Genomic DNA, 16,578 nt, shown 5'->3' with positions numbered 1-16,578 from the left:
GAGCCGCGTGATCTCTATCGATGCTTTGCCGATTGATGACGATTCCGCAGGCGCCGCAGCCACATGCGGGCCAGGGCGGCGACCTGTGCCGGCCCCGGTATCGCGCTGCCGATCGCGATGATCGCATTCGCCATGGTCCTGCGCTCGCCCCAGACATAGGTTCCGGGATCGACGCCGTCGCCTGCGCCGCTGTCGAAGAAGACCGGCGGCGTCTCCGTGAAATCGGCTTGGAGCATCGCAATGGTCAGCGCTCGCCCTGGCGAATGGCGCGCCTGGGTCTCGTCATAGGCGATCTTCAGGAACTGGCGGGTATTTCCGCTTTCGACGAGCAGGCCCATCGCCATGGGCTTGCCATCGAGCAGCAGCGTGTCGAGCTGGAGCGCGTCCTGTTCGGCGAAGAGCTCGACGAGCCGGTGGAAATAGGCCGCGTCATCAGGCAGGCAGGCGATTGCGGTCGCGGCTTCCCCCTTCCAGCCTGCCGCTTCGAGCGCGAGGAAGGTCTCGAACGCCTCGCCTGCGGCCTGGCGACGCTTGCGCTGGAAGGAGACCACGCCGTTCCGTGCGATCGCCCGGAACTGCTGCATGCGCTTCTTGTAACTTGAGCCAAGGGCGCGACTGAGATAGCGCTCGGCATCGTCGCCGGGCTGAGCGATCATCACGGGACGCTGCCAGGTTTCGAATGTCGTCAGCCCGCTGCCGGTGACCCGGCAAGCCTCCTGGAGCGCACGAAAACCTGGCCCCTGCACGGGCAGGAGCGGCAGAGCCAGGGTTTTCGGCAGGTCGCGCGATGCGGCGAGGTGGCGCAGCAGAGCGAGCGCGATATCCTCGGCATTGTCGCGGTCCAGCACGGGGGCCGATGAAACCTCGTAGAGCGGCACGAGCGGAGCGGCGAGGATGGGGGTAAGGCCGCTGCGCCAGTCGCGCTGCCGACGCAACACCCAGATTCCGACGAGGCTCTCGGAACCGAGCGCTTCACTGCGCCAGGCCGTCAGGATGACGATGCGGTCATCTGGAACCAGGACCCGCGCAGCCGCGACAGTGGCTGGCGACATGGCGGGATTGGGCTCGACCGCTCGTTCCGCGAGTTCGGCGAAGGCTGCACCATAGCCGACATAATCGCCAAGCCGCGTGCGCCTGATGACGATCTCGGCGCTCATCCGACCCTCGTGCGGAGGCGGCAAGCAGGCTCTGGGCAGAACTGGATCAAGACTGGCCGCCGCCCTGCCTACCGAGGCGCATCTCGCCCCGTAACGATAGCACAAAGGCGATGACCTGCGCCGCAGCCCGGTAGAGTTCCTCGGGGATCTGATCGTCCAGCTCGACCGTGGAGAGAGCCTGCGCGAGCACAGCGTTCCGCTCGATGTCGACATCATGTTCGCGGGCGGTCTCGATGATGCGTTGAGCAAGCTCTCCGCGGCCCTTTGCTGTGACGCGCGGGGCGCCATGGCCGTCATACTCGAGCGCGACCGCGAGCGGATCGGGAGAGGGAGGGCTCATGACAGACGGTCCAGGAACTGGCCGGCGGTCGCTCGCCTGGCTTGCGGCTGGCCGGTATGAATGTCGACGGTTCCGTCTTCAAATTTTGCATTGGCCAGCGCTGCCTGGAGATCAGGCGCAGCGCCGCGCAGGAACTGGCTCGTTCCTTCGCGTTCGGCCCAAAGCGAGACGCTCACCGCGCGTCCCTGGAGCGTTACGACACCTTGCAGCGGACCCATCGGCTCGGCGTCGAGGGCAAAGCGCACGCGCCAGAGGGGCCCTTCGACACCAGAGGGGCTGCGTCGCGGCGGGTCCTTCTCGATATGCAGCGGCAGGATCGCGGTGCCCGCTTGGAAAGCGAGAGGGATCTCCGTCACCCAGCGTTGGCCTTGTGCGGCCTCGGGACGGTTGGGTTCTGGCGGCAGAGATGCGAACTGCGCGAGCTTGACGCGGTCGAGCGCGGCTTCGGTCTGGTCGAGCAGCGTGCGTGCGATGACGAGCGGCTTCTCTCCGGCCGACAGGGTGGGTTCGGCAATCGATTGAGGGGCGAGCGCGCCGTCGCGCCGTGGCGGGGACGGGCGGATATGCGCTTCCGCATCGCTCGTTGCCTGCTCTGCCGTCCTTGGTTCTGTTCCCGACGGTTTGAGCCCTGGAGCGGCGGCGTCCGGGGCGACAAGCGGCCGCAGCATGTCGCTGAGCGCGCGTAACCCCGCCTTCAGATCGCCGTGAGGAGAGGGGCGTGGTGCGACTGCCTCCGGGCGGTCGCTTGCTCGCGAAGGCAGTCTTGCCTCCTGCGCATCCAGGAAAAGTCCGGAGCGTGCGACGGCCTGCTTCAAGCCCTGGCCGGTTACGGGTCTACGCTCGGCCGGCATGGCCTGAGCCAGGATCTGGTCGATCAGGCCCATCAGGGGCTTGGGCAGGATGAGGGAGATCGTACCGTTGGCAAGCACCTGCAGATTGGCGAAGAGCGGCGCGAGACTGTCCTGGCGAGCGAGAGCCTCGCCCATCAGCGGGCCGGCAAGTGCGCGCGGCGAGGGCGTCGCCTCGGACTGCAGCCGTTGGGTCGGCGCAGGGGCCACCGCGACGGTAGCGGGGATTGGCAAAGGTGCTGAAGAGCTCGCGCCGGCAAGACGCGACGAAGCCGGCAGGCCGGGGGTGGCGGCCTCCGGAGCCGACGGCTTGGCGCTGCGGCCCGTCTCCAGCGCAAGCGGTGCGAGCGCCGGCTCGCGCCGCGGACCGTCGATGGGCACCAACTGAGCCGGAGGAGTGAGAGCTTCGCCAGGAGGGCGAGCCGCAAGCAGCGTCGCCCGCACCCCCGTTCCACCGTCTTCCGGAGCCTCGATTTTGAGTGTGAGCGTTGTGCCGGGCTGCAGCGCAGCCTGTCGGACTTCCGGGCCGGCGAGAACGAGATCGATCTTCACGCCATCGACCAAAGCGGTCACGGTACCGTCCTTGCCCAGGGAGAGCAAGCGCGCTTCGACCGTCTTGCCGGGCTCGAGCCCGGCTCCGGGAGCCAAGGCTGCAAGCAAGGTGGCGAGGGTCTGGCTCTGGACGAGAGCGGCGAGATTCATGCGGGAGCGACCATTGACTGACTGTCGCAGCTTCCCATGAAATCTTAAGGAATCTCTTGCCCTTGCAAGGCATCTCTGCGTGCCTCGCTCTGGTGCGGGCGCAGGTGATGAGGCAGGTTTGCGCGCCAATGCATCAGGGACAACGCAGATGAACTATCGTCGGCTCGGCCGTTCCGGCCTGAAGGTTTCGCCGCTATGCCTGGGGACGATGATGTTCGGAGGTGCGACTGAGGAAGGCGATGCACGAGCCATCGTCGATCACGCGCGCGCGGCCGGGATCAATTTCATCGACACGGCCGACGTCTATAACGAGGGCCGCTCCGAAGAGGTGACCGGGCGGGCGATTGCCGCGAACCGGCATGACTGGGTTCTGGCCACCAAGGTCGCGAGCGTTATGGGGCCGGGGCCCTATCAGAGTGGCCTCTCCCGGAAATGGGTGATGCAGGCCTGCGAGGACAGCCTTCGGCGGCTCGGGACGGATTTCATCGATATCTACTATCTCCACAAGGAAGACCACACCGTGCCGCTTGGCGAGACGGTGCATGCGCTCGCCGATCTCGTGCGTCAGGGCAAGATCCGGCATTTCGGCGTTTCGAACTACCGCTCCTGGCGCGTCGCGGAAATCTGCCGGCTCTGCGATGAACTCGGCATCGACCGGCCCGTGGTCAGCCAGCCCTATTACAACGCGATGAACCGCATGCCCGAGGTCGAGCATTTGCCCGCCTGCGATTTCTACGGCCTGGGTGTCGCGTCCTATTCGCCTCTCGCCCGCGGCATTCTGACCGCGAAATACGAACCGGGTCAGGCACCGCCGGAGGGCACGCGGGCCGGCCGCGCGGACAAGCGGATCATGCAGACCGAATGGCGCGAGGAATCGCTGATCATCGCCCGCACGATCCGCGACCATGCGGCCGCGAAGGGGCTGACCCCGATCCAGTTCGCGGTGCAGTGGGTGCTGAACAATGCGCTGGTGACGGCGGCGATCGCCGGTCCGCGCACCCTCGAACAATGGCAGGCCTATCTCGCGGCGCTCGATGCCCGCTTCGACGCCGAGGATGAGGCCCTGGTCGATCGGCTCGTGCCTGCCGGCCATCCCTCGACGCCGGGTTACAGCGATCCAGCCTACCCGCTGGAGGGCCGGATCACGCGCAAGGCCTGAGGCCGGCCTCGCCGGCGTGGAGCTTGCTCTTTCCGGATGGGCTGCGCCAATAGGCGCTTGCGAGTGCCGCAGCCGGGCCGATGCCTGGCAGGAGCAGGAGGGCGCATGGCGGTCGAAGGCCTTACCGGTGATCTCGTCAAGGTCGTGGCGCTCCTGGGCGCGGGCGTCGTCGCGGTGCCGATCTTTCGTCGTCTCGGCCTTGGTTCCGTGCTCGGTTACTTCACCGCCGGTGTCGCCATCGGGCCATCGGGGCTCGGTCTCTTCGCCAACCCGGAGGCCGTGCTCCACGTCGCCGAGTTCGGCGTCGTCATGTTCCTGTTCATCATCGGCCTGGAGATGCAGCCCTCCCGGCTCTGGAAGCTGAAGGGTGAGATCTTCGGGCTGGGTGTCGCGCAGGTCTGCTTGTGCGGTGCGCTGCTGACCGGTGTCGGCCTGCTCGCGGGCCTGAGCCTTCCGGCTGCCTTCGTGGCCGGAATGGGCTTCGTCCTGTCCTCGACCGCCGTCGTCATGCAGATGCTGAACGAGCGTGGCGAGACCTCGACACTGCATGGGCAGCAGGCGGTGTCGATCCTCTTGCTCGAAGACCTTGCGATCGTGCCGCTGCTGGCGATCGTTGCTCTCCTTGCGCCGGCGAAGCCGGGGGATACCGGCGACTGGCTCCCGCTTCTGATCGCCGCCGGCTCCGTTATTGGTCTCGTGGTGGCGGGGCGCTGGTTGCTCAACCCGATGTTCCGGCTGCTTGCGGCTGCGCAAGCCCGCGAAGTCATGACCGCGGCTGCCTTGCTGGTCGTGCTCGGAGCAGCGCTCGCCATGCAGTTGAGTGGGCTCTCCATGGCGATGGGGGCCTTTCTCGCCGGCGTGTTGTTGTCGGAGTCGAGTTTTCGGCACCAGCTCGAAGCCGATATCGAGCCGTTCCGCGGGATCCTGCTCGGCCTGTTCTTCCTTGCCGTCGGCATGTCGCTCGAACTCGACCTGATCGCCCGTGAATGGCGTCTGGTCGCGTTGGCCGTGGTGGCGTTCATGGCGGTGAAGGCCAGTGGTATCTTCATCGTCGCCAAGCTGTTCGGCTCCAGGACCCGCGACGCCATCACGCGGGTGGCACTGTTCTCACAGGGCGGTGAATTCGCCTTCGTGCTCTATGCTGCTGCGGCAGCGGCGGGCATCTTCGGCGCTGAGGTCAACGCAGTGGCCAGCGCCACGGTCATCCTGTCGATGGCGCTTACCCCCTTGCTCGTATTGGCTCTCGATCGCTTCCTGCCACCGGAGCAGACCTCGCTGGACGGCGTCGAGATTGCCTCCGGCCTGCATGGCAGCGCGTTGATGATCGGCTTTGGGCGTTTCGGACAGGTTGCCAGCCAGACATTGCTGGCGCGGGGCTGCAGCGTCTCGATCATCGAAGTCGATGTCGAACTGATCCGTGCCGCGTCGAATTTCGGCTTCAAAGTCTATTACGGTGACGGCACGCGACGCGAGATCCTGCATGCTGCCGGCGCCGAGCGGGCGCAGGTGATCCTGGTCTGTGTCGATAATCGCGTGACTGCCGACAGGATCGTCGCCATGGCGCAGGCCGAATTCCCGCACGCGAAGCTGTTCGTGCGAGCCTATGATCGCGGCCACGCGATGGACCTGATCCGCAGCAATGTCGAATACCAGATTCGTGAGACCTTCGAATCCGCCATGCTTTTCGGCGCAGCCGCACTGCGCAGCATGGGACTGTCGGAGGAGGAGGTCGCTGAGATTGCCGAGGATGTGCGTCGTCGCGACGATGAACGGCTGGATCTCCAGGTCGCGAGCGATATTCATGCGGGCAACGATCTCCTCCACGGCAATACACCGATACCGACCCCGCTGACCGCACCTAAGGCGCCCGGCAAGATTCTGGGCTCCGCCCCGGATGATTATGGCGATGTCGGCGGCCCCTAGACTAGCCGGCCGTCAACTGTTCCCAGCCCGCCATCGCGCCGCGGACAACCGCGTCCAGTTGCTGGCGGGAAGCACCGTCGCGCGCCTGGATCGACATACCCTGCTGAACGGTGACGTAATAGCTCGCGAGGGCTTCGGCATCGATACCAGGCGGGATCTCGCCGGCGTCGATCGCAGCGCGCAACCGCCGGGCGATGGTCGCGACGCTTCCGGCGCGCATATCACGCAGTTTGGTCGCGGTCTCGTCGCTGACGCCAACGGCATTCACCGCCGAGAGCACGATCATGCAGCCGGGCGGGCGCCCCGGCCGCGTGAATACGGCGGCGCTTGTAGCCAGGAACGCCGAGACCGCCTCTCGGGCGGTTGGCGCTGCTGTCAACGGGCCGGCGATCTCATCGCTTTCACTCGCTTCGAAGAAGTCGATGGCTTCGCAATAGAGTTCCTCCTTGCTGCCGAAGGCGGCATAGAGGCTCGGCGAGCCAATGCCCATCGCTCCCGTCAGATCGCTGAGGGAGGTGGCCTGATAGCCCTTTGCCCAGAAAATCAGCATCGCCTTCTTCAGGGCGTCGGATCGATCGAAGGCGCGGGGGCGGCCGCGTTCCGTCATTGCCATTCCTTTTCTGTATCGATCGGTAGATAATTATCTTGACGGTGGGAGGCAAGCGCTCCATCTGTTTCTGTATCAATCATCACAGAAATGGAACTGCCTGATGTCACGCTTCACTGGAAAGAAGGCCCTGGTCACGGGCGGCAGCCGCGGCATCGGTGCCGCGATCGCCCTGCGATTGGCTCGCGAGGGCGCCGATGTGGCGATCACCTTTGAGCACTCCGCCGACAAGGCAGGCGAGGTGGTCCGCGCCATCGAGGCCCTTGGCCGCAAGGGATTCGCACTTGCTGCCGACAGCGCGGATCCGGTGGCGGTCAAGGGGGCGGTCGACAAGGCCGCGGCCTCGCTGGGCGGGCTCGACATTCTGGTCAACAACGCCGGCATCTGGCGTGGAGGAGCGGTCGCCGAGTGGAGTCTAGCCGATATCGACGCGACACTTGCCGTCAACGTTCGCGCTGTCGTGCTCGCCTCACAGGCGGCCGCGGCGCATCTCGGCGTCGGCGGACGCATCATCTCGACCGGGTCCTGCCTCGCAGATCGCGTGGTCGAAGAGGGTGCGACGCTCTACGCGATGAGCAAGGCGGCGCTGATCGGCTTCACCAAGGGGCTCGCCCGCGACCTCGGCCCGCGCGGCATTACGGTCAATATCGTGCATCCCGGCTCAACCGACACAGACATGAATCCGGCGATCGGCCCGCAGGCCGATGAGCAGCGCGCCCGCATGGCGATCCCGCGCTACGGCAAGCCAGAGGATATCGCGGGGCTGGTGGCCTATCTGGCGAGCGAAGAAGCGCGTTTCGTCACCGGGGCGGGCTTTGCAATCGATGGGGGCGCCAACACCTGAAGATTGGCCTGGCGGCGGCTCAGTTCAGCATGCAGAAGCCGCCGACCACCACTTCGCTGCGGCACCAGATCCTTGGTTCCTCGGCGGTGCTGAGCCGCAGCATCGCTGGGGCCGCCGCGCTGGCCGTCGGGAAGGGAGGGCGCGACGGGGCGTCGCCCTTGGCCGCTTCCTGCTGTGAGGATCGGCCGACCCGCGGCGCGACCCCGACGGAGGTCCCGCTTCCTCCGCTGGAACTGGTCTGGGAGCTTCCATGCGACGAACGGCTTCCGCCGCGGAATTTCGCGGCTTCGGCACCCGCCGGCAGCAACAGGGCGGCAATGACGGCAGTCGTGAGAACCCGGATCATGCTGCACTCCCATGAGACGGGAACAGATTGCCGCCGCGGAACGGGAGGGCAAGAAAAGCCTCTCGCCAGGCTGAGCGAGGGGTTAATGCGCGCCTGAAAACCGGAGAGGCCGGTCAGTTTCCGGGCAGGACGATGATCGTCGGCTTGGGCGGCAGCATAGCCTTGCTGATCGTGATTTCGGCCTCGGCCCGGCGTTCGACGGGCCAGAGATCCTGGGAGCGCGCGAGGAAACGACTGAGGCTCGAGCCGCCGAAGAAATGCATCGGGATCATCACCTTGGCCTGCACCGATTTCAGCACCTCGATCATGCCTTCCTGATCGAGCGTATAGCTGCCATCGACCGGGAAGAGCACGACGTCGACGCGGCCGAGCGCGCGCAGATGGCCGGGTTCGAGCGGGTGGTGCAGATGCCCGAGATGGGCGATGCAGAGATCGCCGATCTCGAAGACGAACATCGAGTTGCCGTCGAAATCGGTCGATCCGGAATAGGAGCGGATATTGGTCGGCACATTGCGTACGCGCATGTCGCCGAGCGTGACGTCGTGCTTCGCGGCGCCCTTGCCGGCAGGGTCCCAGCCGGGCAGGACCTGCTTGATGGCGGGATCGGGATTGCGCGAATTGTGGGTCGAATGCGCCTTGTTCATCGTCGCGATATCCGGCGTTTCGCGCGGCCGGATGTAGTCGTTGTAGTCGGTGGCGGCCTTCACGCCGCCGGGCGTCTCGATCAGGAAGGTGGCGTGGCCGACGAAGGTCAGCCGGACCTCGTCCTTGGCGAGCGCCGCGCGCTGGATCGGCGGGCGGAGGCTTGCCATCTCCGGGCGGCAGCCGGGCTCGTCGGATTGGGCTTGCGCCGGCGCCAGGCACGCCAGCGTCGCGAGCAATCCGAAGACGGCTCGGCCTAGCGTCGTCGACAGTCTCATGAACTTCGCTCCCGCTGCGTTCCCGCAGCCAAGGTTTAGGCAAAATTCCGGGCTGCGAAAGCCAGGCTGTCAGTTTCGTGACTATCGTCCGATTGGGATGACCGGTTGCATATCAGGATCGGTTATGGCAAGAATCCGATATCGTTTTGCAACTGGTTTGGAATGATCGCCATGACGAGGCTGGTGGTTCGCGGGTTTTCGCTGTCGCTGGACGGTTACGGTGCCGGACCCAGCCAGGATGTCGACAATCCGCTCGGCGTGAACGGTGCGAAGCTGCATCGCTGGGCGTTCGGCACGCGCACTTTCCGAGAGATGTTCGGGCAAGAGGGCGGCGAAACCGGCGTCGATGACGATTTTGCCGCGCGCGGCTTTGCCAATATCGGCTCCTGGATCATGGGCCGGAACATGTTCGGGCCGATCCGGGGAGAATGGCCGGACGAGGCCTGGAAAGGCTGGTGGGGGGACAATCCGCCCTATCATGTTCCGGTCTTCGTACTGACCCATCATGCGCGCCCCCCGCTGGAGATGACGGGCGGCACGACATTTCACTTCGTCACCGATGGGCCGGAGGCGGCACTCCAACGCGCCAGTGAAGCCGCAGGTGGCAAGGACATCAGGCTCGGCGGTGGCGTTGCGACGATCCGGGACTATCTGCGCGCGGGGGCAGTCGACGAGATGCACCTCGCCGTCTCGCCGATCCTGCTCGGCACCGGCGAGAACCTCTTCATTGATCTCGACCTGCCCGCATTGGGCTATACCAGCACGCAGCACAGTGCGACGCCCGCCGCCACACATATTGTCGTGACCAGGCGAGCCTGATCAATCGCGGCGCGGAGCCTGCACCTCATAGCGGCGGCAGGCGCCGCTTCACCGGCTGGCTCTTCACGATGGCCGAACTGGTCTCCGCCTTGTCCGCGATCCGGTCGAGGATCTGGTCGAGCTGTTCGATGGAGCGCAGATGCAGCCGGCCGATGAAGCAGTCATCGCCGGTGACCTTGTCGCATTCCGAGAATTCCGGGATCTCCTCGATCAACTGCTGGACCGCGTGTAGTTTGCCGGGGAGGGGGCGGATCCGGACGATCGCCTGCAATTGGTAGCCGATCGCATGGGGATCGATGTCGACGGTGAAGGCGCGGATTACGCCGCGCTCTTCCAGCCGTCGAAGCCGCTCGGAGACGCTGGGCGAAGACAGATTCACCCGCTGAGCCAGCTCCTTCAGGGAGATGCGGGCATCCCCGGCTAGAATGTCGATGATGTTCCGGTCCAGCTCGTCGATCATATGGTTATCAGGTCTCCTGAGGTTTGACCCTTACAATATGAGGCATTCTCTCTGATTTGTCTCATGTAATCCATAGAACGCGGGATTCCGTCATCCTATCATCCGGCTTCATTTCTGGGTGGAGGTGGTGATGACGGACCATAGGCGCGGCGTGGCCGAGATGACGGCCGCCATGATGATCTCAGGCACGATCGGCTGGTTCGTGGTTCGCTCCGGCCAGCCGGTGATGGATGTGGTGTTCTGGCGCTGCGCTTTCGGTGCCGCGACCCTGTTGATCGTCTGCGGAGCCCTGGGGCTGCTTCGGCGCGGCGCGATGACCGGTCGCCAGCTCGCGCTCGCCGCGATAGGCGGCGTTGCCGTCGTCCTGAACTGGCTGCTGCTGTTCTCGGCCTATTCGCGCGCTTCGATCTCGGTTGCGACGGTGGTCTACAACACCCAGCCCTTCATGCTCGTCGGGCTCGGCGCGCTGCTGTTTGCCGAACGACTGACCGTCACGAAGCTGTTCTGGCTCGCGATCTCCTTTACCGGCATGGTGCTGATCATGCAGGCGAAGCCGGGCGCGGGGGCGGTTGGGACCGATTATCTCACGGGCATCGCCATGGCACTCGGCGCGGCCTTCTTCTACGCGCTGGCCGCTATCGTGGCGAAGGCGCTGAAGGGCGTTGCGCCCTATCTGATCGTGCTGGTCCAGGTCCTGGTCGGGATCGCGATGCTCACTCCCTTCGCCAGCCTGGCGCAGTTGCCCGCCGGCGCGGAGACCTGGGCGCTGCTTGGCACGCTCGGCGTCGTCCATACCGGGCTGATGTTCGTGCTGCTCTATATGGCGATCCAGCGGTTGCCGACGACGCTGACCGGCGCGCTGTCCTTCATCTATCCGATCGTCGCGATCATCGTCGATCTGACGGCCTTCGGCCACCAGCCGCAGCTTCTCCAGATCATCGGAGCCGCTGCGATCCTGATTGCCGCGGCGGGCATGACGCTCGGCTGGGTGCCGTGGCGGCGGCCTGATGCGACCTCGATCGTACGGCTTCCGGCCGAATAGACGCAGCAATCGCATCTGCGCGGCGCGAGCATGGCTGCCGCATGGAGCGTCTGTCCGGCGGCCAAAACGGGGGGCGAGGAAAGCTACACATCGCCTTGCCGTTCCCGATCTGGCCGGTACATGGCCAGCAGCTGCGGCAGCATGTCGTCGATGGCGACCGCCACTGCTGCGGGACCGCCGAGTTTCCCGTCCAGGGCGAGATGGGCGAAGCCGTGCACGAGCGACCAGGCTCCCATGGCCGCAAGCGCTACGTGCGGCGAGGAGACATCACGGCCGAGGCAGGCGGCCATGGCTCGCTCCAGCTCATGGCGTGCCGTCTCACCGACCAGCAACAGGCGCTCATTGCCGTCATCGAGACGGTCCTTGCGGAACATCAGGGCGAACCGGCCCGGGAATGCGACGGCGAACCGGACATAGCCGGTTCCTTGCCCGTGCAACCGCGCGAGCGGATCAGTGCCTCCTTCCGCCTCGCCTGCTCTCAGGAAGGCGACCAGCTCCTCGAAACCGCGAATGGCGACTTCCGTCAGGAGGCCGGAGACGCTGCCGAAATGATGCGCGGGCGCGCCTGCCGAAACGCCTGCGCGCCGTGCCGCCTCGCGCAGGCTGAACCCGTCAAGGCCGCGCTCGATCAGGATTCGGTCGGTGGCTGACACAAGCGCATCGCGCAGGTCGCCATGATGGTAGCCGCTCTTCGATGCCGGATTCATATCGCCTCTATCTTGACGGTGTTCAAATTATTGTCTACGCATCTGATCGCTGTTCAGATTAGCGAAATGCAAGAGGTTAGGCCATGGAAACCAGACACATCACGCGTCGGCTTGCAATCGCCGGCTCCGGATTGGGAATGGCCGTCGGTGCGGCGGCCGGCCTGGCCGGCGGCGCAATGCTCGGGGCCGCTGCGGCGGCACCGGCACCGGTCGTGCTGGATGGGCGCCGCCGCTTTGAAAACAAGGTCGTGCTCGTCACGGGAGGGACCTCCGGCATTGGCCGCGCGGCTGTGGAGGCCTTCGCTGCCGAAGGCGGAAAGGTCGCCTTCTGCGGTCGGCGCGAGGCGCTTGGCCAAGAGGTCGAGCGCAGCATCAAGGCAGCCGGCGGAGAGGCGCTCTATATCCGGGCCGACATCCGCAGGGAGGACGATGTCCGACGGTTCGTCGAGAGCTCCGTTACCCGATACGGCGGTTTGCACGTTGCCTTCAACAATGCCGGGATCACGCTTCAGAAGCCCCTGCATAGCTACGAGGCGGCGGAGTTCGACGACATTTTGAGCACCAACCTGCGCGGTGTGTTCCTGGCGATGAAGTACCAGATCCCGCACATGATGTCGGCGGGCGGCCAGATCGTCGTGACCTCGTCGACAGTGGCCACGACATGCCGGGAGAGCCAGTCGGCCTATGTCGCCAGCAAGGCGGCGTTGACGGGGCTCGTGCGCGCCGCGGCGCTCGACTATGTCAAACACGGCATCAGGGTGAACGCCCTTCTGCCGGGTACGACCGATACCGAACTGGTCCGCGGCGTTGCGGGCATGATGGCTGCGCCCGACGCCGTCTGGCAGATTGGCGGAGCGCAATGGGCCAAGGACAATATCCCGACCATGGGCCGCATGGCGACGGCGCGGGAAATGGCCGCTGTCGCGCTCGACCTGGCGGCCGCGACCCACCCTTATCTGACGGGGGCTTCGATCGTCGTCGACGGCGCGATGACGCTGCGGGCCTGAGGGAGTTGACGACGGGCGGTTGCAGCAAGCGGCCAGCCTCGCTACATACGCGGCACTCTTCCCGAAAGCCCCGGCGCGATCAGTCCGAAGCGGAGCCGCACATCCATGTCCCGTCAGTTCATCTACCATATGCGCGGCCTGTCGAAGACCTATCCGGGCGGCAAGCAGGTGCTGAAGGACATCCATCTGTCGTTCTACCCGGACGCCAAGATCGGTGTGCTCGGCGTCAACGGCGCCGGCAAGTCGACCCTGCTCAAGATCATGGCAGGCTATGACAAGGAATGGACCGGCGAGGCCTGGGTGGCCGAGGGCGCCCGGGTCGGCTACCTGCCGCAGGAGCCCAAGCTCGATGAGAGCCTGAATGTGCGCGACAACGTGATGCTCGGCGTCGCGCCGCAGAAGGCGATCCTCGACCGCTACAACGAGCTCGCGATGAACTATTCGGACGAGACCGCGGACGAGATGACCAAGCTCCAGGACGAGATCGAGGCCAAGGGCCTGTGGGATCTCGATTCCAAGGTCGACCAGGCGATGGACGCGTTGCGCTGCCCGCCCGACGACTGGCAGGTCTCGAAGCTCTCGGGCGGCGAACGCCGCCGTGTCGCGCTCTGCAAGCTGCTGCTCGAGCAGCCGGAACTGCTGCTGCTCGACGAACCGACCAACCATCTCGACGCCGAAACCACCGCCTGGCTCGAAGGCCATTTGCGGACCTATCCGGGCGCGATCCTGATCGTCACCCACGATCGCTACTTCCTCGACAATGTCACCAGCTGGATTCTCGAGCTCGATCGCGGCCAGGGCATTCCCTACGAGGGGAACTACTCCGCCTGGTCGGTGCAGAAGCAGAAGCGCCTCGCCCAGGAGGGCCGGGAGGACGTCTCGCGTCAGAAGACGCTGGAACGCGAGCAGGAATGGATTTCGGCTTCGCCTAAGGCGCGCCAGGCCAAGAGCAAGGCCCGCATCCAGCGCTATGACGAACTGGTGCAGAAGGCCTCGAACAAGGGGCCGGATACCGCGCAGATCGTCATCCCGATCGCCGAGCGCCTCGGCAACAATGTCGTCGATTTCGACAATCTGTCGAAGGGCTTCCAGGACAAGCTGCTGATCGACGGGTTGTCCTTCAAGCTGCCGCCGGGCGGCATCGTCGGCATCATCGGACCGAACGGCGCCGGCAAGACCACGCTGTTCCGGATGATCACCGGGCAGGAGAAGCCGGATTCCGGTTCGATCACCATCGGCGAGAGCGTCAAGCTCGGCTATGTCGACCAGAGCCGCGACTCGCTCGACGACAAGAAGAACGTCTGGGAGGAAATCTCAGGCGGCAACGACATCCTCTATCTCGGCAAGCGTGAGGTGAATTCGCGCGCCTATTGCTCGACTTTCAACTTCAAGGGCGGCGACCAGCAGAAGAAGGTCGGATCGCTCTCGGGCGGTGAGCGCAACCGCGTCCATCTTGCCAAGATGCTGAAATCGGGCGCGAACGTCCTGCTGCTCGACGAGCCGACCAACGATCTCGACGTCGACACGCTGCGCGCGCTCGAAGAGGCGCTGGAGGATTACGCCGGCTGCGCCGTGATCATCAGCCACGATCGCTGGTTCCTCGACCGTATCGCGACCCATATCCTCGCCTTCGAGGGCGACAGCCATGTCGAGTGGTTCGAGGGCAACTTTGCCGATTACGAGGAAGACAAGAAGCGCCGGCTGGGGATCGATTCCACGATCCCGAAGCGGATTCAGTACAAGAAGTTCTCGCGCTGATCTTCTGCACCTCGAAGACAAAAGGCCCGCGCTCCTAAAAGGGGGCGCGGGCCTTTCCATTGGGGCTGCCGATCTGGACGAGGCTCAGGCCTTGCCTTTCACCAGGATGTTCCCGTCGACCTGCTGGATGTCGCGCAGGCCGCAGAGCGCCATGGTGACGTCGAGCTCCTTGCGGATGATGTCGAGGCAGCGGGTCACGCCTTCCTCGCCCATGGCACCGAGGCCGTAAAGGAAGGCGCGGCCGATCATCACGCCGCGGGCGCCGAGCGCCACCGCCTTGATCACATCCTGTCCGGAGCGGATGCCGCCATCCATCAGGACTTCCATGCGGCCGCCGACCTGCTCGACGATGCCCGGCAGCGCCGCGATCGAAGAGACGGCGCCGTCGAGCTGGCGGCCGCCATGGTTCGAGACGATCAAAGCGTCGGCACCGCTTCTGGCAGCGAGCTCGGCATCCTCTGGATCGAGAATACCCTTCAGGATCAGTTTGCCGCCCCAGCGATCCTTGATCCACTTCACATCGTCCCAGCTTAGCGCCGGATCGAACTGTTCGGCCGTCCAGGAGGAGAGCGATGAGAGATCGCCGACGCCCTTGGCGTGGCCGACGATGTTTCCAAAGCTGCGGCGCTTGGTGCCGAGCATGCCAAGGCACCAGCGCGGCTTGGTCGCGAGGTTGATCAGATTGGCGATCGTCGGCTTCGGCGGGGCGGAGAGCCCGTTGCGGATATCCTTGTGGCGCTGGCCGAGGATCTGGAGGTCGAGCGTCAGGACCAGGGCCGAGCACTGCGCCGCCTTGGCACGATCGATCAGGCGAATGATGAAGTCGCGGTCCTTCATCACGTAGAGCTGGAACCAGAACGGTGCGTCGGTGTTCTCGGCGACATCCTCGATCGAGCAGATGCTCATGGTCGAGAGCGTGAAGGGGACGCCGGCCTTGGCTGCAGCGCGGGCGGCGAGGATTTCGCCGTCGGCGTGCTGCATTCCGGTGAGGCCGGTCGGGGCGAGTGCAACCGGCATCGTGGCGGCCTGGCCGGCCAGCGTGGTCGCCAGCGTGCGGTTGGTCATGTTGACGGCGACGCGCTGGCGCAGCTTGATGGCGGCGAAGTCGGCCTCGTTGGCGCGATAGGTGCCCTCGGTCCAGGCGCCGGAATCGGCGTAGTCGTAGAACATGCGCGGCACCCGGCGCTGGGCCAGGATGCGCAGGTCTTCGATGGTCAAGGGCTGGGACATGTCGGCTGGCTCCGCATTTTCGCTCCTGACCGCTCGGTCGCATGGAACCCTGCCGCAGGCAACCGCCCGCTACGTGACCCCGCTATACCGGCCGGGCTTATGATTGACTGCCAGGATCAGGTTGAGCACGGCAGCTCCCAGCAGCGAAATCAGCACTTTCTCCAGCGGCAGCATGAAGAGTGCACAGATGAGGATCAGCGCATCGATGCCAAGCTGAAACCAGCCGGCGCGGATATCGTGCTTCTCCTGCAGGTAGAGTGCGAGAATGTTGACGCCACCCAGCCCGGTGCGATGGCGAAACAGCGCAAGGACACCAAGACCGATCAGGCTGCCGCCGGCGACCGCGGCATAAACCGGGTCCACGGTTGCGATCGCCATCCAGCCGGGCGTGAACCAGGTGAAGAGCGAGACGAGCCCGACCGCGATGAAGGTCCGTAACGCGAAGCGCCAGCCCATGCGACGGACCGCGAGCCAATAGAATGGGAGGTTGATGGCGAAGAAGAGCAGGCCGAAATTGATCCCGGTGGCAAGCTGGAACAGCAATGCCAGCCCTGCCGCCCCGCTCGTGAGCAGGGTCGCCTTGCTGTAGAGGCTGATGCCGATGCTGACGAGCAATGTGCCGAGCAGCATGGCGAAGACGTCTTCGTAGAAACGATGGCGCTCGGTCGGTGGGGCTGAGGTCGCCGCGTCGCTCATGATGGATATCCGG

At 65.2% G+C, this 16,578-nt stretch carries 17 protein-coding genes; 7 read left to right on the top strand and 10 right to left on the bottom strand.

Annotated features, from left to right (window positions below):
• Positions 1-14: 14 nt before the first annotated feature.
• The 3 genes from AC1DGP_RS04970 to fliK are packed head-to-tail and all read right to left on the bottom strand — an operon-like array spanning position 15 to position 3,047.
• On the bottom strand, positions 15-1,157 hold the full coding sequence (locus AC1DGP_RS04970; protein ID WP_476831791.1) for a GNAT family N-acetyltransferase: 1,143 nt from the start codon (positions 1,155-1,157) through the stop codon (positions 15-17).
• A 46-nt stretch (positions 1,158-1,203) separates the two neighbouring features.
• Entirely contained in the window at positions 1,204-1,497 is a 294-nt protein-coding gene (locus AC1DGP_RS04965) for an EscU/YscU/HrcU family type III secretion system export apparatus switch protein (RefSeq protein WP_476768411.1), read from the bottom strand.
• Positions 1,494-3,047, bottom strand: a complete 1,554-nt coding sequence (gene fliK, locus AC1DGP_RS04960) for a flagellar hook-length control protein FliK (RefSeq protein WP_476831790.1) — start codon at positions 3,045-3,047, stop codon at positions 1,494-1,496. The genes AC1DGP_RS04965 and fliK overlap by 4 nt, the downstream gene beginning before the upstream one ends.
• Positions 3,048-3,195: 148 nt before the next feature.
• On the opposite strand from fliK, the gene AC1DGP_RS04955 reads away from it, so the two are divergent.
• A complete protein-coding gene (locus AC1DGP_RS04955) occupies positions 3,196-4,206 on the top strand; it encodes an aldo/keto reductase (protein ID WP_441489349.1) in 1,011 nt (336 codons plus the stop codon).
• A gap of 105 nt (positions 4,207-4,311) precedes the next feature.
• Entirely contained in the window at positions 4,312-6,129 is a 1,818-nt protein-coding gene (locus AC1DGP_RS04950; RefSeq protein ID WP_476768413.1) for a monovalent cation:proton antiporter-2 (CPA2) family protein, read from the top strand.
• Between the two features lies 1 nt (position 6,130).
• Here the strand turns inward: AC1DGP_RS04950 and AC1DGP_RS04945 are convergent, their stop codons facing one another.
• Entirely contained in the window at positions 6,131-6,736 is a 606-nt protein-coding gene (locus AC1DGP_RS04945) for a TetR/AcrR family transcriptional regulator (protein ID WP_476831789.1), read from the bottom strand.
• Positions 6,737-6,839: 103 nt separating this feature from the next.
• Between AC1DGP_RS04945 and AC1DGP_RS04940 the strand changes: the two genes are divergently transcribed.
• Positions 6,840-7,580, top strand: a complete 741-nt coding sequence (locus AC1DGP_RS04940; protein WP_441489346.1) for a 3-oxoacyl-ACP reductase family protein — start codon at positions 6,840-6,842, stop codon at positions 7,578-7,580.
• 19 nt (positions 7,581-7,599) lie between these two features.
• Here AC1DGP_RS04940 and AC1DGP_RS04935 read toward each other — a convergent pair whose 3' ends face one another.
• Positions 7,600-7,926: a hypothetical protein gene (locus tag AC1DGP_RS04935; RefSeq protein ID WP_441489345.1), complete on the bottom strand. Its 327-nt coding sequence runs from the start codon at positions 7,924-7,926 to the stop codon at positions 7,600-7,602.
• Between the two features lie 113 nt (positions 7,927-8,039).
• The gene (locus AC1DGP_RS04930; RefSeq protein ID WP_441489344.1) at positions 8,040-8,846 is read right to left on the bottom strand and encodes an MBL fold metallo-hydrolase; all 807 of its coding nucleotides are present in this window, start codon (positions 8,844-8,846) and stop codon (positions 8,040-8,042) included.
• A 171-nt stretch (positions 8,847-9,017) separates the two neighbouring features.
• Here AC1DGP_RS04930 and AC1DGP_RS04925 point away from each other — a divergent pair, with 171 nt between their 5' ends.
• Positions 9,018-9,665, top strand: a complete 648-nt coding sequence (locus tag AC1DGP_RS04925) for a dihydrofolate reductase family protein (RefSeq protein ID WP_441505311.1) — start codon at positions 9,018-9,020, stop codon at positions 9,663-9,665.
• Between the two features lie 25 nt (positions 9,666-9,690).
• Here the strand turns inward: AC1DGP_RS04925 and AC1DGP_RS04920 are convergent, their stop codons facing one another.
• Positions 9,691-10,125, bottom strand: a complete 435-nt coding sequence (locus AC1DGP_RS04920) for an Lrp/AsnC family transcriptional regulator (protein ID WP_043233394.1) — start codon at positions 10,123-10,125, stop codon at positions 9,691-9,693.
• A 130-nt stretch (positions 10,126-10,255) separates the two neighbouring features.
• Between AC1DGP_RS04920 and AC1DGP_RS04915 the strand changes: the two genes are divergently transcribed.
• Complete coding sequence (locus tag AC1DGP_RS04915; RefSeq protein ID WP_476768414.1) at positions 10,256-11,167, top strand: DMT family transporter; 912 nt, start codon at positions 10,256-10,258, stop codon at positions 11,165-11,167.
• A gap of 83 nt (positions 11,168-11,250) precedes the next feature.
• Here the strand turns inward: AC1DGP_RS04915 and AC1DGP_RS04910 are convergent, their stop codons facing one another.
• Complete coding sequence (locus AC1DGP_RS04910) at positions 11,251-11,874, bottom strand: TetR/AcrR family transcriptional regulator (RefSeq protein WP_441505313.1); 624 nt, start codon at positions 11,872-11,874, stop codon at positions 11,251-11,253.
• 83 nt (positions 11,875-11,957) lie between these two features.
• On the opposite strand from AC1DGP_RS04910, the gene AC1DGP_RS04905 reads away from it, so the two are divergent.
• Both AC1DGP_RS04905 and ettA read left to right on the top strand, forming a co-directional pair.
• A complete protein-coding gene (locus AC1DGP_RS04905; protein ID WP_441505314.1) occupies positions 11,958-12,881 on the top strand; it encodes an SDR family NAD(P)-dependent oxidoreductase in 924 nt (307 codons plus the stop codon).
• A gap of 105 nt (positions 12,882-12,986) precedes the next feature.
• A complete protein-coding gene (ettA, locus tag AC1DGP_RS04900) occupies positions 12,987-14,639 on the top strand; it encodes an energy-dependent translational throttle protein EttA (RefSeq protein ID WP_441505315.1) in 1,653 nt (550 codons plus the stop codon).
• Between the two features lie 84 nt (positions 14,640-14,723).
• Here the strand turns inward: ettA and AC1DGP_RS04895 are convergent, their stop codons facing one another.
• Both AC1DGP_RS04895 and AC1DGP_RS04890 read right to left on the bottom strand, forming a co-directional pair.
• Positions 14,724-15,869, bottom strand: a complete 1,146-nt coding sequence (locus AC1DGP_RS04895; protein WP_441489339.1) for an alpha-hydroxy acid oxidase — start codon at positions 15,867-15,869, stop codon at positions 14,724-14,726.
• Positions 15,870-15,938: 69 nt separating this feature from the next.
• On the bottom strand, positions 15,939-16,565 hold the full coding sequence (locus AC1DGP_RS04890; RefSeq protein WP_476768416.1) for a YitT family protein: 627 nt from the start codon (positions 16,563-16,565) through the stop codon (positions 15,939-15,941).
• Positions 16,566-16,578: the final 13 nt, after the last annotated feature.

This window comes from Allobosea sp. 05T433 (assembly GCF_056396065.1).
Note: the sequence above shows the minus strand (reverse complement) of the source record. Positions and strands in the feature narration are given on the sequence as shown.